19 protein-coding genes are annotated in these 19,780 nt (G+C 70.2%); 6 read left to right on the top strand and 13 right to left on the bottom strand.

All coding sequences use genetic code 11. The features are described 5' to 3' along the window. Positions 1 to 9: 9 nt before the first annotated feature. Positions 10 to 576, bottom strand: coding sequence for a P-loop nucleotide/nucleoside kinase family protein (locus ABFX45_RS28035; RefSeq protein ID WP_346133059.1), 567 nt, complete (start codon positions 574 to 576; stop codon positions 10 to 12). 126 nt (positions 577 to 702) lie between these two features. Here ABFX45_RS28035 and ABFX45_RS28030 point away from each other — a divergent pair, with 126 nt between their 5' ends. Beyond that, the gene (locus ABFX45_RS28030) at positions 703 to 1,539 is read left to right on the top strand and encodes an SGNH/GDSL hydrolase family protein (RefSeq protein WP_346133057.1); all 837 of its coding nucleotides are present in this window, start codon (positions 703 to 705) and stop codon (positions 1,537 to 1,539) included. Here the strand turns inward: ABFX45_RS28030 and ABFX45_RS28025 are convergent. The 3 genes from ABFX45_RS28025 to ABFX45_RS28015 are packed head-to-tail and all read right to left on the bottom strand — an operon-like array spanning position 1,520 to position 4,237. Further along, positions 1,520 to 3,082, bottom strand: a complete 1,563-nt coding sequence (locus ABFX45_RS28025) for a sensor histidine kinase (RefSeq protein ID WP_346133055.1) — start codon at positions 3,080 to 3,082, stop codon at positions 1,520 to 1,522. The genes ABFX45_RS28030 and ABFX45_RS28025 overlap by 20 nt on opposite strands. After that, positions 3,079 to 3,723, bottom strand: coding sequence for a response regulator transcription factor (locus ABFX45_RS28020; protein WP_109636306.1), 645 nt, complete (start codon positions 3,721 to 3,723; stop codon positions 3,079 to 3,081). The genes ABFX45_RS28025 and ABFX45_RS28020 overlap by 4 nt, the downstream gene beginning before the upstream one ends. Continuing rightward, positions 3,704 to 4,237, bottom strand: a complete 534-nt coding sequence (locus tag ABFX45_RS28015) for a hypothetical protein (RefSeq protein ID WP_346133052.1) — start codon at positions 4,235 to 4,237, stop codon at positions 3,704 to 3,706. The genes ABFX45_RS28020 and ABFX45_RS28015 overlap by 20 nt, the downstream gene beginning before the upstream one ends. A gap of 167 nt (positions 4,238 to 4,404) precedes the next feature. Here ABFX45_RS28015 and ABFX45_RS28010 point away from each other — a divergent pair, with 167 nt between their 5' ends. Beyond that, on the top strand, positions 4,405 to 5,358 hold the full coding sequence (locus ABFX45_RS28010) for a class I SAM-dependent methyltransferase (protein WP_346133050.1): 954 nt from the start codon (positions 4,405 to 4,407) through the stop codon (positions 5,356 to 5,358). Here ABFX45_RS28010 and ABFX45_RS28005 read toward each other — a convergent pair. Further along, positions 5,333 to 5,860, bottom strand: coding sequence for a DUF4386 domain-containing protein (locus tag ABFX45_RS28005; RefSeq protein ID WP_346133048.1), 528 nt, complete (start codon positions 5,858 to 5,860; stop codon positions 5,333 to 5,335). The genes ABFX45_RS28010 and ABFX45_RS28005 overlap by 26 nt on opposite strands. Before the next feature lie 63 nt (positions 5,861 to 5,923). Here ABFX45_RS28005 and ABFX45_RS28000 point away from each other — a divergent pair, with 63 nt between their 5' ends. After that, complete coding sequence (locus ABFX45_RS28000) at positions 5,924 to 8,614, top strand: AfsR/SARP family transcriptional regulator (RefSeq protein WP_346133046.1); 2,691 nt, start codon at positions 5,924 to 5,926, stop codon at positions 8,612 to 8,614. On the opposite strand, the gene ABFX45_RS27995 is transcribed toward ABFX45_RS28000, so the two are convergent. Continuing rightward, the gene (locus ABFX45_RS27995; protein ID WP_346133044.1) at positions 8,559 to 9,170 is read right to left on the bottom strand and encodes a TetR/AcrR family transcriptional regulator; all 612 of its coding nucleotides are present in this window, start codon (positions 9,168 to 9,170) and stop codon (positions 8,559 to 8,561) included. The genes ABFX45_RS28000 and ABFX45_RS27995 overlap by 56 nt on opposite strands. A 70-nt stretch (positions 9,171 to 9,240) precedes the next feature. Between ABFX45_RS27995 and ABFX45_RS27990 the strand changes: the two genes are divergently transcribed. Genes ABFX45_RS27990 through ABFX45_RS27980 form a run of 3 tightly spaced genes read left to right on the top strand, consistent with a single transcriptional unit; the run spans position 9,241 to position 12,610 of the window. Beyond that, positions 9,241 to 10,098 carry a metal-dependent hydrolase gene (locus ABFX45_RS27990; protein WP_346133042.1) on the top strand — a complete coding sequence of 286 codons (858 nt, stop codon included), beginning with the start codon at positions 9,241 to 9,243 and terminating at the stop codon, positions 10,096 to 10,098. Further along, complete coding sequence (locus tag ABFX45_RS27985) at positions 10,098 to 10,994, top strand: PDR/VanB family oxidoreductase (RefSeq protein ID WP_346133040.1); 897 nt, start codon at positions 10,098 to 10,100, stop codon at positions 10,992 to 10,994. The genes ABFX45_RS27990 and ABFX45_RS27985 overlap by 1 nt, the downstream gene beginning before the upstream one ends. Positions 10,995 to 10,996: 2 nt before the next feature. Further along, complete coding sequence (locus ABFX45_RS27980) at positions 10,997 to 12,610, top strand: SDR family oxidoreductase (protein WP_346133038.1); 1,614 nt, start codon at positions 10,997 to 10,999, stop codon at positions 12,608 to 12,610. Here ABFX45_RS27980 and ABFX45_RS27975 read toward each other — a convergent pair. The 7 genes from ABFX45_RS27975 to ABFX45_RS27945 all read right to left on the bottom strand — a co-directional run bounded on the left by ABFX45_RS27975 (position 12,596) and on the right by ABFX45_RS27945 (position 19,723). Continuing rightward, positions 12,596 to 13,012 (bottom strand): tetratricopeptide repeat protein, encoded by a 417-nt coding sequence (locus ABFX45_RS27975; RefSeq protein ID WP_346133036.1) that lies wholly within the window; start codon positions 13,010 to 13,012, stop codon positions 12,596 to 12,598. The genes ABFX45_RS27980 and ABFX45_RS27975 overlap by 15 nt on opposite strands. 51 nt (positions 13,013 to 13,063) lie before the next feature. Further along, the gene (locus ABFX45_RS27970; protein ID WP_346133034.1) at positions 13,064 to 14,722 is read right to left on the bottom strand and encodes an NlpC/P60 family protein; all 1,659 of its coding nucleotides are present in this window, start codon (positions 14,720 to 14,722) and stop codon (positions 13,064 to 13,066) included. A 35-nt stretch (positions 14,723 to 14,757) separates the two neighbouring features. Continuing rightward, positions 14,758 to 16,248: a carboxylesterase/lipase family protein gene (locus ABFX45_RS27965; protein ID WP_346133032.1), complete on the bottom strand. Its 1,491-nt coding sequence runs from the start codon at positions 16,246 to 16,248 to the stop codon at positions 14,758 to 14,760. 49 nt (positions 16,249 to 16,297) lie between these two features. Then, the gene (locus tag ABFX45_RS27960; RefSeq protein WP_112225854.1) at positions 16,298 to 17,266 is read right to left on the bottom strand and encodes an NAD(P)-dependent alcohol dehydrogenase; all 969 of its coding nucleotides are present in this window, start codon (positions 17,264 to 17,266) and stop codon (positions 16,298 to 16,300) included. 83 nt (positions 17,267 to 17,349) lie between these two features. After that, complete coding sequence (locus ABFX45_RS27955) at positions 17,350 to 17,940, bottom strand: VOC family protein (RefSeq protein WP_233439467.1); 591 nt, start codon at positions 17,938 to 17,940, stop codon at positions 17,350 to 17,352. Further along, positions 17,937 to 19,277, bottom strand: a complete 1,341-nt coding sequence (locus ABFX45_RS27950; RefSeq protein ID WP_346133029.1) for a dihydrolipoyl dehydrogenase family protein — start codon at positions 19,275 to 19,277, stop codon at positions 17,937 to 17,939. The genes ABFX45_RS27955 and ABFX45_RS27950 overlap by 4 nt, the downstream gene beginning before the upstream one ends. Continuing rightward, on the bottom strand, positions 19,277 to 19,723 hold the full coding sequence (locus tag ABFX45_RS27945; RefSeq protein WP_109636488.1) for a VOC family protein: 447 nt from the start codon (positions 19,721 to 19,723) through the stop codon (positions 19,277 to 19,279). Before ABFX45_RS27945 ends, ABFX45_RS27950 begins: the two co-directional genes overlap by 1 nt. Between the last annotated feature and the right edge of the window lie 57 nt (positions 19,724 to 19,780).

Below are 19,780 nucleotides of genomic sequence, written 5' to 3'. Positions count from 1 at the left end.
CCGCCAGGCTCACTTCCCCATCGCGCCGAGGACACGCTTGAGCGAGGACTCCGGGGTTTCCACGGCCGAGTCGAGCACCAGGTGGTCTTCCTCCCACGGCTCCCACAGGCCGCGCATCCGCTCGACGTGCGTCCACGGAACCGTGGGATGCCAGCCAGGAATGCCCCGGTCCCGCCCCTCGATCCGCTCGCGGTGCAGGTTCTCGTCGGAGCAGACGCACTCGACGCCGACGAACACGCCGCCGAGCCGTTCGGTGAGCTCGCGCAGGCGTTCCCGGTTCGCGCGGGTGTGCCCGGCCACGTCGACGGCCACGTCGATCCCGAGCTGGACGTGCCGGGCGATCGAGGCGGCGACGTTCAGGTCCACCAGCGATACCGCGAACCCGTCCAGCTCTTCGAACGGCGTCATCGTGCCCAGCAACCAGTCCATCGAGACGATGGGCCTGCGCAGAGTGCGGGCGAGCGACTCCGCGAGCGTGCTCTTGCCCGCTCCGGGAATGCCCGCGATCAGCACGACGTGAGGGCTCTCGGTGGTCGGCTCGAGGTTCAGATAACGCTGGTAGGCATCCTCCGTCATGCCACCACCTAAACACCGATGCGGGCTCCCATGATCGCTGTTCGCTCTCGGGGCAATCCGCTGACAGCACCCTCACGGGCGGTTTCGTAGCCTCGGCACATCAGGAACCGATGAGAAGGAGCGGGTGTGCCGAGGTTTGCCCTGGTCGTGGCGTTGCTGACCGCGCTGACCGCGTGCACGTCGACCCCGCCGGCACCCGCCCCGGCGCCTGCGTCCAGCAGCACCCCACCGCCTCCGCAGACCTACGTGTCGATCGGTGACTCCTACGCCACCGGCTTCGCTCCGGGCGGCACCGGCGAGAGCTTCGCGCAGATCGTCGCGAAGCAGTCCGGGCTCAAGCTGATCAACCTCGCCTGCAACGGCGCCACCTCCGCCGACCTCGGCACCAAACCCGCGTGCGGCCAGGACGCGGGTGGCAGGACCCAGCTCGACGCGGCGGTGGAGGTGTTGCGCGCCACGAAGGCAGGGCTGGTCACCATCGTGATCGGCGGCAACGACCTGGCGCCGTGCGCGATCGCCCAGGACCCGCTGCAGTGCGCGGCCACGACCGTCACCGCCATCACGACCAACGTCGCCGCGGCGCTCGCCGAGCTCCGCGAGGCCGCGCCGGACGTGAAGATCGTCGGGTTGACCTACCCGGACATCTTCCTCGGGGCGTGGGTGAACCCGTCGATCCCGAACGGCAAGAACATCGCGCGCCTGTCGGTCACGATGTTCCAGGACTTCAACAGCAAGATCGCCGCCGTGTACGCCAAGTTCGGCGCGAAGTTCGCCGACGTCACGAACACGACCGGCGGCTACGGGGCGCTGACGGACCTCACCCAGGACCCGAAGTACGGCCGGATCCCCGCCTCGGTGGCCAAGGTGTGTGCGCTCACCTACTTCTGCGACCGCACGGACGTGCACCCGACGCCCGCGGGCCACCAGGCGATCGCGGAGGCCGTCACCGCCGCGGGTCGCTGAACTCCGCCCGCACCCTAGTTCCTTCACCCACGGGCGAGTGCACGGTGAGCCGTCCGCCCACGGCCGCCACGCGGTCGTCCAGCCCGCGCAGCCGAGAGGCGCCACCGCTCCCGTTGTCACTCACGTCGACCGTCACCAGCCCGTCCACGCAGGTGACCTCGATCCTCACCTCGCGGGCCTGTGAATGCCTGATGGCGTTCGTCAGCGCCTCCGCGATCACGAAGTAGCAGGTCCGTTCCGCGACAGGCGAAAGCCGTTCCTCCGGTACACCCACCAGCACCGCCGGAACCGCGGACCGTTCGACGAGCGAGATCAGTGCGGGACCGAGTCCGGCGTCGGTCAGCAGGACGGGGTAGATGCCGCGGGCCAGCTCACGCAGTTCGTCCAGCGCCTTGGCGAGCTCGTCGCGTGCGGCGGCCAGCAGTTCGGGTGAGCTTTCGGCCAGCTTCAGCGTGAGCAGGACCGAGACCAGCCGCTGCTGCGCGCCGTCGTGGAGATCGCGTTCGACCTGGCGGCGTGCCTCGTCGGCCGCTGCCACGATGCGCTGCAGCCGCAGCTCGTTCTGCACGGCCAGCGCCGCGCTCGCCGCGACCGCCCGCACGAAAGCGGGATCCAGCGCGGGATCGTGCACGAGCGCCGCCAGCCGCGTGCCACCGGCTTCGAGGTAGGTGACACCGCGCGAAGCAGGCGGCACCTCGCCGTAGACGATCTCCAGCGACGGGTCGTGCAGGGTCCTCGCGAGCACCGAGCGCAGGTCGTCCGGCAGCCCGGCGCCGAGCGACACGGCCAGCTCCCCCACCGCGGACCGGTCCAGCCGCGCCCGCAGCAGCCCGTAGAGCAACGCCAGCGGCCATCCGACCAGCACGACCTCGGTCGACCACTGCAACGCCACCTGCACGCCCGGCGGCAACCCGAGCAACGCCGCCAGGTACGTGACGACCACGGTCAGCCCGATCGCCGCGCCACCCCACACGACCGGCCCCAGATCGCGCCGTGCCACGCTGCCCGACCGCAGCCAGCGCGTGATCATCCGCGCGAGCAGTGCACCGAACAGCACGATCCCGCTGGTCATGACGACGACCGCGACCGCGGGGACGTCCGGAGCCGAGACCTCGCGGATCACGACGATGTTCTGCGGCTCCAACGGCGTCACCAGCAGATAGCCCACGTTGACCGGCACCGTCAGCAAGTAGGCGACGCTCACCACCACGAGCTGCCAACGACTCGTGATGCGTCCGGTCGGGTAGGTGACCAGCAGGTGGCCGAGCACCGCGAGGTAGAACGTCTTGGTGGCGACCCCGATCGCGAACGCGGCGTCGTTCTCGATCGCCCCGGCCAGCCGCACGAACCACGCCAGCCCGACCGCGATCATCAGCTGCCCGCTGCGGCTGTCCGGGCGCCGGTCCGCCGCCTCCAGGCCCGCGCCGATGAACGACAACCCCACCGCGAGGTTGAGCACGACGGCGGGCACCGAGACCTCGTAGCCGCCCCAGACGAGCGCGCCCAGCGCGAGGAATCCGGTGCTCAGCCAGAGGATTCTCATCGGCGCAGGTAGGCGAGCACTGCCAGCACGCGCCGGTTGTCGTCGGGCCCCTGCCGCAGGCCGAGCTTCGTGAACACCGACCGCACGTACGCCTCCACCGTCTTGGGGCTCAGGAACAACCGCTCGCAGATCGCCTGGTTCGACCGTCCCTCGGCCATCACGGCGAGCACCTCGCGTTCCCGTTCCGACAACGACTCCAGCGGGTCGTCGACCCGCCGCCGTCCCACCAGCGTCGCCACCACGCCGGGGTCGATCACGAGCCCGCCCGCCGCGACCCTGCGCACCGCGTCGGCCAGTTCGGCGGGGTCGGTGACCCGATCCTTGAGCAGGTAGCCGGCGCCACGCGCCTCCTGGTCGAGCAGCTGCAACGCGTAGTGCGGCTCGACGTGCGCGGAGAGGACGAGCACCCCGACGTCCGGGTGGTTCCTGCGGATCTCCTGCGCGGCGTCGAGCCCTTCGGTGGAGAAGCCCGGCGGCATCCGGATGTCCACGACCACGACGTCCGGCGGGTCGGCGCGCACCCGAGCCAGGAGCTCGGCCGCGTCACCGGTCTTCGCCACCACCTCGAACCCCGCGTCGGTGAGCAAACGCGCGACACCCTCGCGGAACAGCGCCGCGTCGTCAGCCAGTGCTACCCGCATGGGCCGATGGAACCACGTGCGCGACCCGCCTGCGCCGCCACATGAACAACACGACCGCGTTCACCACGACGAGTCCTGCCGCCGCGGGGTAGAAGAGCTGCATCGCGCCGGCGGTGTCGCTCACCACGAACGACCACACGATCTTGGACAGCCCACCGCCGTTGATCGCGACGAGCGCCCAGATCAGCGACCTCTGCCACAACGCCGCCGCCAGCCCGCCCAGCATCACCGGGACGAGGAGAGCCACGGCGATCTTCGCGAGCGTCCACTCCCCCAGCAGGTACTCGCGCTCGGCGGCGAGGAACTCGATCGCGCCGGGGGCCGGGTGCTCCGGCGCGGGGAACCACGCCATGCTCGTCGCCAGTGCGACGAGGGTGACCGCGATGCCCCACCCGCTGCGCCTGTAGCTGAAGTACGCGAACGGCAGCAGGAACAGCGGCCGGATGTACCAGCTCAGCTCGTTGTGGTGCCGTGCCCACGCCCACGCGGCGAGCTCGTTGAGCCACTCCATCATCGTCTCCTTTCGAGTGACTCCCAGAGTTCGCTGTACCGCTCCGCGAGACCACGAGGACAACCCGTGAACTGAAAGCAGGGTTGGCCCCGTATTACCCGAAAGCCTCTGTCGGTCGGCGGCGCCGGCTGACAGGCTCTGGAACGGTTGCCGCAGCGAGGAAGTGTTCGATGACAGTGCTCCCGCAAAGCATGGACGCCCTGCACCGGCTCAGCGACGCCGTCGACGGCTTGCTGCGCAGTGAGAAGGAGTTCGACCTCACCGATCCCGCGACGCACATGCTGGTCGGCGGCCGGTTCCGCACGCTCGGCACGCAGATCGGCGCCAGCGTGCTCGCGGGCGTGCCGGACGAGGACATCGCCGCGATCGTCCAGCCGGCCCGGTCCGCGTGCGCCCGCTCCCCGTTCATGCGGAGCGAACAGGAGTGGGCTCGCGGCTATCCCGGTGACCACCAGCTGATCGAGCACGTGCTGGCCCAGGCCAACGGCGCCGCGCCGGGCACCCTCGCCTGGCACGTCGAGGCCAGCCTGCAGAGCTCGGCGATCACCCAGCAGCTGCGCAACCGGGTGATTCACCAGGCTCGGCTGATCAGCGACGTGCTGACCGCACCGCGCAACGCCCCGCGCTCGGTGCTGCTGATCGCGTCGGGAGCCGCCCCCGAGCTGCGGCACATCCCGCCGGGCACCGTGCGGCCGGGCGACCGGTTCGTGCTCACCGACGTGGACCCGGACGCGTTGTCTCTGGCGCAGAAACGCCTCGGCCTGCTCAACGACTTCACCACCGTTGTGCACGGCAACGTCTTCCGCGCTCTGGCGGCGCTGGCCGAGTCCGGGCCGTTTGACCTGGTGCTGGTGAACGGCCTGTACGACTACTTCAACGACCGCGCGGCCGTCCGTCTGACCGAGGCCGTGCTGACTCGGCTGTGCCGTCCGGGCGGCACGTTCTACTTCTCCTGCACCGGTGTGGGGAACCCGTTCCGGTGGTCGTTGGAGTACCTGATGGAGTGGTCGCTGATCGAGCGCGACGAGGCCGCCGTCCGGGCTCTGCTGCCGGGTTGCGACGTGTCGGTGGGCGTTGATCCGACCGGGCTGGCGCTGCTCACGCACGTTCGAGCTCGGCGCTGAACCCCTTCACCAGCAGCCAGACCGCGAGCACCATCTCGTTGACCGCCAACGGCACGAAGAGCGTGCCAGCCTGCGTTGGGGTGAGCACGTCGAGCAGCACGAGCACGGCACCGGCCAGATACGGCACCACGGCGACCAACGCCCACATGGAGATCCACCGCGGCACCAGCCTCGACCGGAACAGGAGAACGTTCAGCAGCACGACGCTGACACAGAAGTAGATGGCGCTGGCGTGGCCCCACAGGTCGTCGATCTGCAGGCCCGCGATCGGTGCTATGGCCGTCATCAGGAACACGACTTCCAACGTTCTCGCGACGACGTACCCCATCGCGGTGCCTTCGCCGTGTTGTTTGAGGACGGGGAACAGCGTTGGTGCGATGAAGGCGATGGCCACTGCCATGAGGAACACCATCAGGCCTCTGGTGGTGCCTTGTGTGGACGCGCTGACCACTCCGGCGGCCGTGGCGGTGATGAAGAGGGAACCAACAACACGTGCTGTCATGACGCTGAGATTGGCTCGTGCTGATGTGCGGCTGGTGTGCGTGTGGTGTGTGAGAATTCGCGAGTGTGGATCGGTTTGCTCGGTGGTGTCCGCGCCACCACCGGCGACGGCGAGCCGGTCGACATCGGTTCGCCCAGGTCGCAGACGGTGCTGGCGGCGCTGGCGTTGTCCGCGGGCGTGCCGTTGCCGGTGTCACGGCTGATTGATCTCGTGTGGGGTGATTCGCCGCCCGCTTCGGCTTCGAAGGCGTTGCAGTGGCACGTTGCGCAGCTGCGGAAGTCGCTCGGGGCTTCCGTGATCACGCGGGTTGGCGCGGCTTATCGGCTCGACGCGGCTACTGACGTGTCGCGGTTTCGCTCATGTCTGCGGGCCGGTGACGCCGCCGGGGCGCTGACGGAGTGGGGCGGGGTGCCGCTGGCCGGCCTGGAGGCGCCGGGGTTGGCGGCGGCGGTAGCCGGGCTGGTCGAGGAGTGGCTGAGCGCGGTCGAGATGGACTTCTCGCGTCGTGTGGCGGCGGATCCGCGCGCTGTTGTAGGTGAGCTGTCGTCCTTCATGGCGGACTATCCGACACGTGAGCGCCTCGCGGCGTTGTTGATGACGGCGCTCTATCGGACCGGTCGGCAGGCCGACGCTCTCGCGGTGTACCAACGGGTTCGGCAGCATCTTGTTGATGAGCTCGGGGTTGAGCCCGGGGCCGAGTTGCGTGCGGTGGAGCAGCAGGTGCTCGCGCATGCTGCGGTGCCGGCTCCGGTGTTGATCGGGCGTTCCGGTGATCTTGCGGCTGTTGCGGAGGCGTTGCAGCGGTCTCCGGTCGTGACGCTGGTGGGGCCGGGCGGGATCGGGAAGACGCGGCTCGCTTCCGTCCTTGGCGGGGCGTTCGTGTCGTTGGCGGAGATCACGTCTTCTGCTGACGTGCCGCGGGCCGTCGCGGATGCGCTGGGGATCGTTGAGCGGCCTGGGCTGACGGTGGCGCAGGCGGTGGTTGCCGCTCGGCCCTCGTTGTTGGTGCTGGACAACTGCGAACACGTGCTTGACGGGGCGGCGGCGTTCGCTGCTGCTGTGTGTTCTTCGGTGCAGGTTCTGGCTACTTCTCGAGAGCGGCTTGCTGTTGCTGACGAGCAGGTTGTTGTTGTGGAGCCGTTGGACCTCGCTGCGAGCGTTGAGCTGTTTCACGTACGTGCGCGAGCTGCAGATCCCACGTACGTGCGGGATGCCTTTGTTTCCGAGCTCTGTGCACGGCTCGATGGGATTCCGTTGGCGATTGAGCTGGCTGCTGCGCGAGTGCGGAGTCATCGGCCTGCCGAGCTGCTGACTCGACTGGACATCGGGGTGCGGCGGACCGGGGCGGCTCGGCATCGGACGTTGCGGTCGGCGATTCAGTGGTCTTATGGCCTGTTGTCGACTGCTGAGCGTTCGCTGTTCTGCCGGCTGTCGGTGTTCGCGGCGCCGTTCGACCTGAGCGCGGTGGCGGAGGATCACGTGCTCGCGGATCTGGTCGAGCGTTCGATGGTTGCTGTCCACGCTGGACCGTTCGGGCGGCGGTTCCGGTTGCTGGAGCCGCTGCGGCAGTTCGCCTCCGCCGAGCTCGGTGATCGTTCCGAGGCGGTGGCCGCGCACGCTTCCTGGTGTCTGCGGCAGGTTGCGGCCGTCGGTGAGCTGCTGACCGGGCCACGCGAGGCCGAAGGGGTCGGGCGGCTCGCCGAGCTGTGGCCGAACCTGCGGGTGGCCGTGGCCCGGGCGTTCGAGCGGGCGGATCTCGGGCTGGCCGCCGCACTGATCCGGCCGGTCGTGACCGAGCTGCCACTGCGGGGACGACGGGAGATCGGTGACTGGGCCGAGCGGCTCCTGAGCGGTGGTGACCGGGCCTCGCGGCTCTTGCCCCCTATGGCGGCTCACCACACACACGACGTCGGCCGGGTTCCCCCAAAATCAACGATAGCGGGTGGGTCTGACAGTCCCGGCGGCGTCGAGGCGAGCTTGCGCGCGTTCTGGCTGGTGTGGGTGGCTGAGCGGAACACGCAGGGTTCCAGGCCGGCCGCGCTGCCCGGCGTGCCGGACCACCCGCTCGGCCGCTATGCGCGCGCCTACTCGTCCGGGGACGGGCACGAGCTCGCGCGGTGCCTGCCCGAGGCCCTGGACTCGGTGGACTCGCCTGACCTCAGGGCGTTCCTGGAGCTGATGCCCGCGGGCACGCTCATCGGCGTCGGGCAGTTCGAGCACGTCGACAGGAAGGTCGCCGAGCTCGCCGCCCGGTATCGCGCGCAGGGGCCGCCGACGCTGCTGCACTGGTCGCTGCAGACGCTCGGCTACTCGGCGATGTTCCAGGGGCGCGATCCCGAGGCGTTCTTCGACGAGGCGGCGGACGTCGAGCTGCCGCCCGGCACGTTGTCGGCCACCAAGACGACCCGGGCTCGGGCGGCGTTTCGGCGCGGGGACGAGCGGCGGGCGTTCGAGCTGCTCGCGGAGCACATCGACGAGCTGCTGGAGACCGGCAACGTGGTGGCGGCGAGCGTGGTGGCGGTCGAGTTCATCGCCATCACCAAGGTGAGGCTGCGCGAGGAAGCGGCTGTGATGCTCGGCTATCTCAAGCACGCCAACGATTTCGGGGCGCTGGCCGCGGAACGGCTCGTCAGCGGCATCACGACGACCGCGCCGGGGATGAGCGACCGGGAGGCGCTGCACCACATGCGTCAGGTGCTCAACGCAGCCCGTGCGCGATCCGGGTCACGAACGCCACCAGCCGGTCAGGCGTGAACTTCTCCGGATCCGTCAGCACAAGACGACCGGACATCTCGGCCAACGCCAGCATCGCGTGACCCAGCAAAGCCGAGTCCAGGTCGTCCAGACAGCCCAGCTCCTTCACCCCCAGAGCCGCCAGGTCTTCGATCTGAGCCAGCACCCCCGCGCGCACCAGCCCGACCTGGGCGCGGAACTCGCGTGGCGTGCCCTCCGGCGGGAGCAGCACGAGACGCCAGCGGTCCGGAGCCTCCACGACGGCGTTCACGAAGACGCGGACGGCGTCGGCGAAGGCGTCGTCCGGGGAGCGGGTGGCGAAGTCGGTCGGGAGGGCGGCGAGGACCTGTTCGGTGGCGCGGGTCGCCTCGCGTTCCAGCAGGGCGCTGATCAGGGAGGAGCGGTTGGCGAAGAGGTCGTAGAGGACGGGTTTGGTCACGGAGGCCTGTTTGGCGACCGATTCCATCGTCACCGTGTCGAAGCCTGCCGGGATCAGGCTCAGGGCGGCGTCCAGCAGCTGCTCGCGGCGCTGTTCGGGTGGCAGGCGGCGGGCGTACTTCCGGCGCGTTGTGCTCACGGGTCCATATTGCTACGGTGGCGTAGCTTTCACAAAGCTACGCGGGCGTAGTAATTGCTGGAGGTACGCGATGGAGCCGGACAACCTCGTGCTGCAGCCTCGTGACGTGCAATTCGACTGGTCGACGCTGCCGATGCACTGGGTGCCGGACGAGCCGGTGACCACGCACGTCATGAATGTCCTGCACCTGCTGCTGCCCGAGGGCGAGCAGTGGTTCGTGCGGACGTTCCAGCAGGCCGTGCCGCTGATCACGGACGACACGTTGCGCGAGGACGTGCTCGGGTTCATCGGGCAGGAGGCGATGCACGCCGAGGCGCACAGCGAGGTGCTCGACCACCTGCTCGCCAACGGGCTGAACCCGCGGCCGTTCACGCGGCAGATGGAGCAGGTGTTCCGCCGGATCCTCGGTCCCACGGCCGGGCTCGGCGAGGAACAGGCGCGCGAGCAGCTCATCGAGCGGGTGGCGATCGTGGCGGCCGTCGAGCACTTCACCGCGTATCTCGGCGACTGGATGTTGAACGCCGGCGCGCTCGACCGGGCAGGCATCCACCCCGTGATGCTGGACCTGCTGCGCTGGCACGCCGCCGAGGAGGTCGAGCACCGCAGCGTCGCGTACGACCTGATGTGCCACCTCGACCGCCGCTACGTGCGCCGGGCGCGGACGATGCTGCTGGTGGCGCCCGTGCTGTTCTGGCTGTGGGTGCGGGGTGCGCGGTTCATGGTCGAGGCCGACAAGACCACGAAAGCGCGGCTCACCTGGCGGGAGGCGATGCGGGCCGGGCGGCGTGGGTTGCTGCCGAAGCTGTCGGAGATCCTCCGGGCGTTCCTGCGGTACTTCCACCCCGCCTACCACCCGAAGCAGGAGGGATCGACGAGCCAGGCCATCGCCTATCTGGCCTCCTCCCCCGCCGCACGGGAGGCGCACTGATGCTGCGCGGGCTGACCTGGTTCGGCACCTTCTACGACGCCGCGGTGCTCAGGATCGGCGGCAGGGCGCGTCCGGGCACGGCGCGGGATGCGTTGTGGCTCAACGTGGTCGAACGCCAACGGGTCGCGGACGGCGTCGTGAGCCTCAGACTCGGAGGAACCGGGCTGCCCGCGTGGCAGCCCGGTTGCCACCTCGATCTGCACCTGCCGTCCGGGCTGCGTCGCCAGTACTCGCTGTGCGGAAACCCGGAAGACGACACGTACCGGATCGCGGTCCGCGAGGTCGGCGCGGGGTCACGCGAGGTGCAGGCGCTGCACGTCGGCGACCGGATCCGGGTACGAGGACCGCGCAACGCCTTTCCGTTCGCCGGCATCGGACCTGTCGTGTTCGTGGCGGGCGGCATCGGGATCACGCCGATCCTGCCGATGGTCCACGCGGCCGCGAAAGCCGGCCTCGACTGGCGGCTCGTGTACTGCGGGCGGTCGACCACGGCGATGCCGTTCCTCGACGAACTGCCCATCGGCCACGTCGACATCAGGATCGGGCGTGGCGGACCACTCCTGAACGACGCTCAACCCGGCGGTGCGGTCTACTGCTGCGGCCCGGCGTCGATGCTCGACCAGGTCAGGGCCGAGTTCTCGGGGCGCTGGCTGCACTTCGAGCGGTTCAGCCCGCCGCCGATCGCCGGCGGACGGCCGTTCACGGTGGAGCTGCGCCGCAGCGGGGTATCCCTGCACGTGCCCGCCGACCGGTCAGCGCTCGACGTGATCAGGGACTTCCGGCCGTCGGTCGCCCACTCGTGCCGGCAGGGGTTCTGCGGCACGTGCGAAGTCGGCGGCGTGCGGATCTGCGTGGACAGGCCAACCGGTGACCGGCTAGTCGTGGAGGAACTGTGAAGGTGCGTTCCGGAGAAGTCGAGCTCGCCGTTCAGGTGCGCGGCACCGCCGGGCCGACCGTGGTCCTGGTGCACGGATATCCCGACACGCACACCGTGTGGGACCGCGTGGCGGCGATCCTGGAGAAGGACTTCCGGGTCGTCACCTACGACGTGCGCGGCGCGGGCGAGTCGACGCCACCCTCCACTGAGGACGGTTACCGGCTCGAACACCTGGCGCGCGACCTGTTCGCGGTGATCGACGCGGTCAGCCCGGACGAACCGGTGCACCTGGTCGGCCACGACTGGGGCTCGATCCAGTCGTGGGAGGCGGTGACCACGCCCGGTGCGCGGATCGCCACGTTCACCTCGATCTCCGGGCCGTGCCTCGATCACATGGGCCACTGGTCGCGCAAACGCTTGTCGGTCGCGCACGTCCGGCAGTTCGCGAGGTCCTGGTACATCGGCGCGTTCCACCTTCCGGTGCTCGCGCCGCTGTTCTGGCGCCTCTACCTCGGCCCGCGCTGGGGAGACGTGCTCAGGCGCCTGGAGGGCGTCAAAGCCAAGCCCGCGAGGACGATCACCCGGGACGCGGTGCGCGGAATCTCGTTGTACCGGGCCAACATCCGGCAGGTCATGCGCAACCCGCGGCACCGCATCGCACCCATGCCCGTGCAGGTCATCCAGCCGACCCGCGACCGCTACATCCGCACCGAGCCCCTGGACCTCGAACGCTGGGTGCCGTCACTGCGCCGCCGCAGGATCGCCGCAGGGCACTGGGCGCCGCTCAGCCATCCGGAGCAGCTCAGCAGGATGATCGGCGAGTTCATCGGCGACTCCGCTCCCCCACGTGAGCTCGTCGTGATCACCGGTGGCGGCAGCGGCATCGGCAGGGCGACCGCGGTGGCGTTCGCCGAGGCCGGCGCGAAGGTGGTGGTGTCCGATGTGGACTTCACCGCGGCCAAGGAGACCGCGGGCACGGTCGGCGGGCACGCCTACGAGGTCGACGTGCGCGACGAGGAAACGGTGAAGGCCTGGGCGCGACAGGTCGCCGACGAGCACGGCGTGCCCGACGTGGTCGTCAACAACGCCGGCATCGGCCACTCCGGGTCGTTCCTCTCCACGTCGACCGAGCAGTGGCAACGGGTGCTGGACGTCAACCTCTGGGGCGTCGTGCACGGTTGCCGCGCATTCGGCGAGCTGATGGTCGAACGCGGAGAGGGCGGTCACATCGTGAACCTGTCGTCGGCGGCGGCCTACGTGCCGTCGAAGATCCTCTCCGCGTACGCGACCAGCAAGGCCGCGGTGTTCATGCTCTCGGACTGCCTGCGGGCCGAGTTCGCGCCGCACGCCATCGGCGTCAGCGCGATCTGCCCTGGGCTCGTGAACACGAACATCACGGCCACCACGACGTTCTCCGGCGTCAGCGCCGAGGAACAGAGCCGCAAGCAGGCCCGTGCGTCCCGCGTCTACGCGCGGCGCGGCTTCGGGCCGGAGGGCGTGGCCGAGGAGATCGTCCGCGCCGTCCGCCGCAACCGCCCGGTCGTCCCGGTGACTGCGGAGGCGAAGGCCGCACGACTCGCGAGCCGCGTCGCTCCTGGCCTGTTGCGCGCGTTCGCCAAACTAGACGTCGGCTAGTTCGCCGCTGAACGCGGCGGCGAGCCGGAGCCAGGGCGCGGCCTCCTCCGGCCGTCCCTGCCGCTCCAGCGTCCGCCCGAGCAGCAGGTGCGCGTAGTGCTCGACCGGGTCGCGGTCCACGATCGCGCGGAGCTGCGCCTCCGCCTTGGCCAGCTGGGCCGAGTGGTAGTAGGCGCGGGCCAGCAGCAGGCAGAGGTCCGTCTGGAACGGCACCTCCACCACGACCTCGGCCAGCAGCTGCGCGGCCCTGGTGTAGTCCTTGGACGCGAACAGCAGCTGTGCGCGCTCCCACTTGTCGGCCGCGGTCTCCACGTGACCGGCGTCGAACAGGCGCGTCGCGGTGACCCAGCGGTCCTCCGCCACCTCACCGTTCGGCTGGTAGGCGTTGAAGTTGTCGCTCATCGAACCTCCCTTCCGGACGCGTACAACGTCGTCCGGCGGCAGGTATTCCCGTCAGATCCGGCGGACGAGGCGGAGCGAGCGCGCGTAGGTGCCTGTTCCGTCCAATGTGGAGGCGCCGCCGAGGTCGCTGATCGTCGGCCCGTTCACCGTCTTGCGGCTGGAGACGAACCGGTACCGGCCGTCCTGGTCACGCCCCACGTACACGCCCACGTGGTCGAGCCTGCCGGTGACCACCTCCTCGTCGGCGTCGAAGAGCACCAGGTCACCCACCTGGATGTCGGCGAACGTCCCGTCACCGTGCACGATCACACCGGGACCGCTCGGGCCGATGTCGCGCGACCTGCGCGGGAGCACTGTGCCGTCGAAGTCGGCGGTGTCGTCGTAGACCATCGGCACGCCGAGGTGGTAGCCGAACACCATGCGCACCATGCCGGAGCAGTCGAGCGTGCGATGCCACCGGGACGACGGCGCGGGCTTGTGCTCACCGCCGGGGAACGTCCACTCGATGCCCATGTACTCGTGGAAGTCCGCGCCCTCGACACGGGCGCCGTCGGGGTTCAGCGGCCCGTAGCCGGACTCGCCGAGCACCTGCACGCCGCCCTCGTGGTACGGGGCCGCGCCCGTCTGGAGCATGGCGCAGTACGCCAGCACGTCCGGCGAGACATCGGTCGCCCAGGCACGGACGCGCACGTCGGTTTCGGTGTTCCAGCCCTGGAACGGTGCGGGCAGCAGGCGCACCCAGGTGTCGTGCGTGACGACCGGCGGCCTGGTCCACGTGCCGGTCGCCGCGAACTGGTGCACCAGCGCCCGGCTCGGCACGGCGGTGCTGCCCTTCGACGCGATCGCGCGGATCCCGAGCCTGCCCGCGCCGAACGTGGGGTCCTGGACCACGTGCGTCCAGCCGGGCTCGGCCGCACCGTCCCGCCACGCCTTCACCTGCGAGGTGCTGCCGGACCGGGCGACGCGGACGCGCCAGCGCCCGGTCCCCGCGCCCACCTCGATGGCGGACGCCAGGGTGGTGACGAGATCGGCCTGTTCGCGCTCGACGCTCAGCCGCACGGAGCCGCTCGGGCTGAACGCGAGCCGGGCCCGGTAGTGGTTGTCGAAGTTCTGGTGGCCGAACGTCAGCGCGATCGACGTGTCCGCACCCGCCGGTGCCGTGTCCAGCGCGACCGTCGCCGTGGCGTCGAAGTCGCCGATCGCCGGGTCGTTCAGCGTCACGAAGTAGCTGGAGTTGTTCTGCGACAACGAGATCACGCCGCTGCCCGGTTGCACCGAGTAGTTCGCGGGCTCGCCGTTCGCCGTCGTCCACGTGCCGCCGCCCGGCGACATGCCCCAGCCCCCGCCGACCGTGCGGTCGAACACGTCGGAGAACGGCCGCTTCTGCTCGCTGAAGGAGCGCCGCGGTCCCCGGACGGCGACAGTGCGGGCGCCCGCGGTGAGCACGGCCAGCGTGCCTTTCGCGTCGGACACCCCGGTGCGCCCGCCCGGCAACGCCTCGACGGTGAGCGGTCCGCGCACCGGGTCCGGGAACCACTCGGCGTCCCCGAACGCGATCAAGCCCGGAATGCGGTGGCGCGCGAACGTCATCGCGCCTCCCTCGGCTGCTGCCGCGGCCGCCACCGGACCCTCGGCACGGGCGGGCACCGAGCCGGCCAACGGTACCGCGGCGAACGCGGCCAGCACGGATCTGCGGTTCAACGACGACATTCCCACTCCCCCAGGTCGCTGTGTCCCAGCGGATCCTACGGCTGCCAGTGGAGCGGCTCGAACGATTGGTCCTGCCAGATCAGCCGGGACTCCTCCTCGGGGTACGCGGTCACCTGGTCATGAGAGTCGAAGACCCTCGTGAGGCGGTCGGCGGAGTCGTAGGCGGGCCAGCCGAGATCGCGGCCGGTCGCGAACGCCGTCCACGCGCCGCGCATGCGGTCAGACAGCTGCTCCGCCTCGGGTGTCACGTCGCCGATCAGCATCGCGGGCTGGCCGCGATCGAGGTTGCCGAACATCAGCGGCACGTCGAGGCCGTGGCACGCTCCCAGCGCGCCTCCCATGCCTGGCGCGGGCCACGCCAGCACGTACAGGTGCGCACGACCGCCCGCCGCGGCCTGTGCCTCGGCCAGCCGCAACGACGGCATCCGGAACAGCCAGTCCGAGCAGACCAGGTCGTACAGCTCCTCCGGGCCCGCGTCCGGGAAGCTCTCCCGGTAGCGGCGGGCACCGTCCGGGCCGGGCGCGAGGAAGTCCAGCGCGTTGGCCGCCTGCTCGTCCGTCACCTCGCCGAGCATGCCGTCGAGCGCGGTGAGGATCCGTTGCTCGTGCCGGGTGTGGCCGACGATCAGGTCGACGTGCTTCGCCGCGCCCCCGGCCACCGCCTCCCACGGTGTGACCGGCAGGACCTCACCGTCGACGATCGGCGCGAACGGGATCCGCTTGTATCCGGCCGGCCCCCAGGAACCGGGCGAGCCGGCCATCACTTCCAGCATGTCGTCGCCGACGACCGGCAGGTCAGAAGGATCCACAGTGGACAGATCCTCCAGGACGGGGATCCACCCCAGTCCGGCCGCGCACACCGCGGCGATGCCGAAGGCCATCCTGGGTGTGAAGTACGTGCCCTGCACGCTGCTCGCGATCGCCCGGTGGAACAACCCGGCGGCCCGCGGCATGGCGAGCAACGAGGCCACCGAGCCACCGCCCGCCGACTGACCGAAGATCGTCACGCGGGCGGGGTCGCCGCCGAACGCGCGAATGTTGTCCTGCACCCATTCCAGGGCCGCGACCTGGTCCAGCAGGCCGCGGTTCGCTTGAGCGGGAGCACCGTCGATGAAGCCGAAGCCCTCCATGCCGACGCGGTAGTTGAACGTCACCACGACCACGCCGTCCCCGGCGAGCCGGGTGCCGTCGTACTCGGGGAGACCCGACGTGCCGAACAGGTAGGCGCCGCCCTGGATCCACACCATGACGGGCAGGTTCGCGGCGAGATCGGGCGACCAGACGTTGACGGTCAACCAGTCGTCGCCCTTGTCGCCCATCGCGTCCATGCCGAACATCCCCAACTGCGGCGGTGGCGGGCCGAAGGCCGACGCGTCCCGCACACCGTCCCACGCCGCGGCCGGCTGGGGCGCGGCGAACCGCAGATCTCCCACCGGGGGCGCGGCGAACGGGATGCCGCGAAAGACGGCGACGCCCGATTCCACAGTGCCTCGAACCATTCCACCGCTCACGCGCGCCTCGACCATGCGCGGATCCTTGCCGCCCTGCCCGCCGGGCGCCACGCAATTACGGCGGTCAGGCCGTGACCACGACCTTCGCCCGCGCGTGCTCCTTCTCGACGTGCCGGATCGCGTCCGGCACGTCGGTCAGCGGGTAGATCCGCTCGATCACCGGCACCAGCTGTCCCGACTCGGCGAGCTCCCGCAGCGCGGCCAGGTTCTCCTTGCCGGGCTTGGCCTCCAGCACCACGAGCCGCTGCCGGGCGAACGGCCCGAGCACCTTGCCCTGGATGATCAGCCGGTACGGGCCGAACAGGACACCGCCGGTGAAGCTGCCTCCCCCGGACAGCACGAGCGTCCCGTCCGGGGTGAGGGCGCCCCGCAGCTCGCTCATCGACCGGTTGCCCACGAGGTCGAAGATCAGGTCGTAGCGTTCACCGGCGCGGGCGAAGTCGTCGGTCCTGTAGTCGATGACGTGATCCGCGCCGGCCGCCCGCACCTGCTCGACGTTGCGCGTGCTGCACACCCCGGTCACGATCGCCTTGCGCGCCTTGGCGATCTGCACCGCCATCAGCCCGACGCCGCCGGACGCGCCGTTGATCAGCACCTTCTGCCCGCTCTGCAGGTCGCGCAGGCCCATCCACGCGGTGTTTCCCGCCAACGGCAGCGTCGCCGCCTGCTCGAACGTGAGGTTCGACGGCTTGTGTTCCACCAGGTGCTGCGGCACGCACACGTACTCGGCGAAGGCGCCCTCGACCTCACCGAACACCTCGTCCCCCACCTGCAGCAGCCCGTTCACACCGGGCCCGACTGCCTCGACCACGCCCGCGAAGTCGAGCCCCCTGATCCGGGTCTTCGGCCCGCGCAGCCCCAGGAACAGCCGTGCGAAGTACGGGTCGCCCCGCATCACGTGCCAGTCGGCGGCGTTCACCGACGACGCGCGCACGCGCACGAGCACCTCCCCGGCGCCGGGCACGGGCCGTTCGACCTCTCTGAGTTCCAGCACGTCCGCCGAGCCGTACCTGTCCTGCACGATCGCCTTCATCGCGGCCTCCCTCGTTGGCAGGAAGTTAAGCCGTGGCAACGCACATCCACATCAGGGACGACCCCTAGTGGCGTGGCCCGATGTCACCGGACCTCGCCCGTCTGCTCCTTGACCATGTACTCGGCGTACCAGTCGGGCCAGTTCTCGTCGTACTCGCCGCCGTTGCGCTTCTCGTACTCACCGTGCGCCAGCGCTGCCCTGCGCAACGCCGAGGCCAGATCGGCGATCGACGTGTAGGACGTGTCGTCGGCGTCGACCCGGCCGGGAAGACGAGTGGTCACCTCCTGCAGGATCCACGTGTTGCCGTCCGGGTCGGCGAACTCGGCGCGGGTGAAGTAGCTCCGGCGTTCCGGGTCGGCGCCCTCGACGGGACCGTCCGGGCCGCCGTGGTAGAGCGGGCCGACCTTGATCCCTGCGGCGAGAAGGGCCTCGTGCGTCTCGACGATGTCCGAGACGATCAGGAAGTGCCGGCCGGAACCGGGTGCGGCGGTCGTGACGCCCTCGCCGAAGTGGATGGACGCGCCGGAGCCGTACGGAGTGAACTGCACGACCCACGGCGGGGTGACGTCCAGGCGCCAGCCGAGGCGGCTGTAGAACTCCTTGGCGCGCTCCACGTCGGTGACGGGGATGACCGTGACCTCGATCTTCATGTCGATCTCTGTCAACTTCTTCACTTCGCTGTTTCCTTTGCCAGATCGCGGAGGCCGTTCAGGAAGGCCTCGGAGAAGGTGGGGAACGGTTGGACGACGTCGAGCAGCACGGACAGCGGGACCTTCGCGCGGATCGCGACGGTGGCCTGCTGGAGCCATTCGCCCGCCTCGGGGCCGATGGCGTAGGCGCCCGTGAGGACTTCGCCGTCGGAGACGAGGGTCAGGAAGCCGGGTCGCGTGTCGTACTCACGGGTGTAGGTGGCCGTGCGCGCGACGCCGGACAGGTGGACGGTTGCGGTGTACTTTCCTTCTGCCGCACCAACTGCGGCGACCTGCGGATCGGTGAACACGACCCGTGGCACCGCGTCGTAGTTGACACTGGCCGGCCTGCCGAGGATGTTCGCGGCGGCGACGCGGCCCTGGTACTTGCCGACGTGGGTCAGGTTCCACTGACCGGTGACGTCGCCGACCGCCCAGATGCCGTCGGCCACGTTCATCCGCTCGTCGGTGCCCAGCCCGTGCGGATTCGGTTCGACACCAACGGTTTCGAGCCCGATGCCCTCGACCCGCGGACGCCTGCCGGTGGCGACGAGGAGCCTGTCGCCGCGCAGCCGCGTGCCGTCCGGAAGGTCGAGCACGTACTCGTCACCCTCCTTGGCGGCGGCGGTGGCGTGCGCGCCGAGGTGGAGCTCGACGCCGTCGGCGGCCAGCGCCTCGCCGAGCGCACGGCCGACCGCCTCCGGTTCGCGGGGCAGCAGGTGGTCCGCGCCGTCGACCAGCGCGACCGATGCGCCGAGGCGGGTGAACGCCTGGGCCATCTCGACACCCGTCGGCCCACCGCCGAGGATCAGCAGCCTGGCGGGGATCTCCTCGGCACCGGTGGCCTCGCGGTTCGTCCACACGTCCAGCTCGCGCAGGCCGGGGATCGGCGGGATGAACGCTTCCGAGCCCGTGGCGATCACGATGTGGTCGGCCGTGTGGGTCTCGTCGCCCACCGCGACGGTCTTCGGCCCGGCGATCCGGCCGTCGCCGCGCAGCACGTCGATACCGGTGTCACGGGCCCACTTCTCGGCACCCGCGTCGTCGTAGGACGAGACCATGAAGTCCCGCCACGCCAACGCCGCCCTGGCGTCGACCTGACCGGTGACCGCCTCCCGTGCGCCGGGCACGTCCCGCGCGCTGGCGACGGCCTCGCCCGCGCGCAGCAGCGTCTTCGACGGGATGCACGCGTAGAAGGTGCACTCACCGCCGAGCAGCTCGCGCTCGACCAGCGCGACGCGGAGACCTCCGTCGGCGACGGCGGCGGCGAAGTGCTCGCCGGGTGACCCGCCGCCGATGACGATGACGTCGTAGTGGGTCATCACACCCGTCCCGGCAGACGCGTCGTGACTTCCTGCAGGATCCAGCCGTTGCCGTCGGGGTCGCTGAACGAGGCGTACGAGGAGTAGCTGCGGCGCTCCGGGTCAGGGCCCTCCACCCGCGCCTTGGTTCCCGCGTGGTGGAACACACCGCCCTTGTCGTGGAACACCTCGCTGATCTGCACCCCACGGCTCGCCAGCTCCGCCCGCGCGGCCACGACGTCGTCGACGATCAGGTACAGGCCCTGCGCGCTGCCCGGCTCGGCGTCGGACACGCCGCTGCCGAAGATCACCGACGCTCCGGATCCCGGCGGGGTGAGCTGCGCGACGCGCAGGCCGTCCTCGGCGGTGAAGTCGGCGTCCAGGCGCCAGCCCAGCGTCTTGTAGAAGTGCTCCGCGCGGTCCACGTCGGCGACCGGGATGACCACCACTTCGAGCTTGAAGTCCATCAGGACCATCTCCTTCGTTGTCGATGACACGAGACTGCTCGCGCCAGGGGGCCGCTC

Source organism: Lentzea roselyniae, from assembly GCF_039537795.1.
Lineage (GTDB): Bacteria > Actinomycetota > Actinomycetes > Mycobacteriales > Pseudonocardiaceae > Lentzea > Lentzea atacamensis.
This window is presented reverse-complemented; position numbering and strand designations above follow the sequence as displayed.

Coding starts and splice junctions, on each gene's coding strand:
- ABFX45_RS28035 (WP_346133059.1), bottom strand. CDS start 576: ATGACGGAGGATGCCTACCAGCGTTATCTGAACCTCGAGCCGACCACC.
- ABFX45_RS28025 (WP_346133055.1), bottom strand. CDS start 3,082: ATGAGAATCCTCTGGCTGAGCACCGGATTCCTCGCGCTGGGCGCGCTC.
- ABFX45_RS28020 (WP_109636306.1), bottom strand. CDS start 3,723: ATGCGGGTAGCACTGGCTGACGACGCGGCGCTGTTCCGCGAGGGTGTC.
- ABFX45_RS28015 (WP_346133052.1), bottom strand. CDS start 4,237: ATGATGGAGTGGCTCAACGAGCTCGCCGCGTGGGCGTGGGCACGGCAC.
- ABFX45_RS28010 (WP_346133050.1), top strand. CDS start 4,405: ATGACAGTGCTCCCGCAAAGCATGGACGCCCTGCACCGGCTCAGCGAC.
- ABFX45_RS28005 (WP_346133048.1), bottom strand. CDS start 5,860: ATGACAGCACGTGTTGTTGGTTCCCTCTTCATCACCGCCACGGCCGCC.
- ABFX45_RS27990 (WP_346133042.1), top strand. CDS start 9,241: ATGGAGCCGGACAACCTCGTGCTGCAGCCTCGTGACGTGCAATTCGAC.
- ABFX45_RS27985 (WP_346133040.1), top strand. CDS start 10,098: ATGCTGCGCGGGCTGACCTGGTTCGGCACCTTCTACGACGCCGCGGTG.
- ABFX45_RS27975 (WP_346133036.1), bottom strand. CDS start 13,012: ATGAGCGACAACTTCAACGCCTACCAGCCGAACGGTGAGGTGGCGGAG.
- ABFX45_RS27970 (WP_346133034.1), bottom strand. CDS start 14,722: ATGTCGTCGTTGAACCGCAGATCCGTGCTGGCCGCGTTCGCCGCGGTA.
- ABFX45_RS27965 (WP_346133032.1), bottom strand. CDS start 16,248: ATGGTCGAGGCGCGCGTGAGCGGTGGAATGGTTCGAGGCACTGTGGAA.
- ABFX45_RS27960 (WP_112225854.1), bottom strand. CDS start 17,266: ATGAAGGCGATCGTGCAGGACAGGTACGGCTCGGCGGACGTGCTGGAA.
- ABFX45_RS27950 (WP_346133029.1), bottom strand. CDS start 19,277: ATGACCCACTACGACGTCATCGTCATCGGCGGCGGGTCACCCGGCGAG.
- ABFX45_RS27945 (WP_109636488.1), bottom strand. CDS start 19,723: ATGGACTTCAAGCTCGAAGTGGTGGTCATCCCGGTCGCCGACGTGGAC.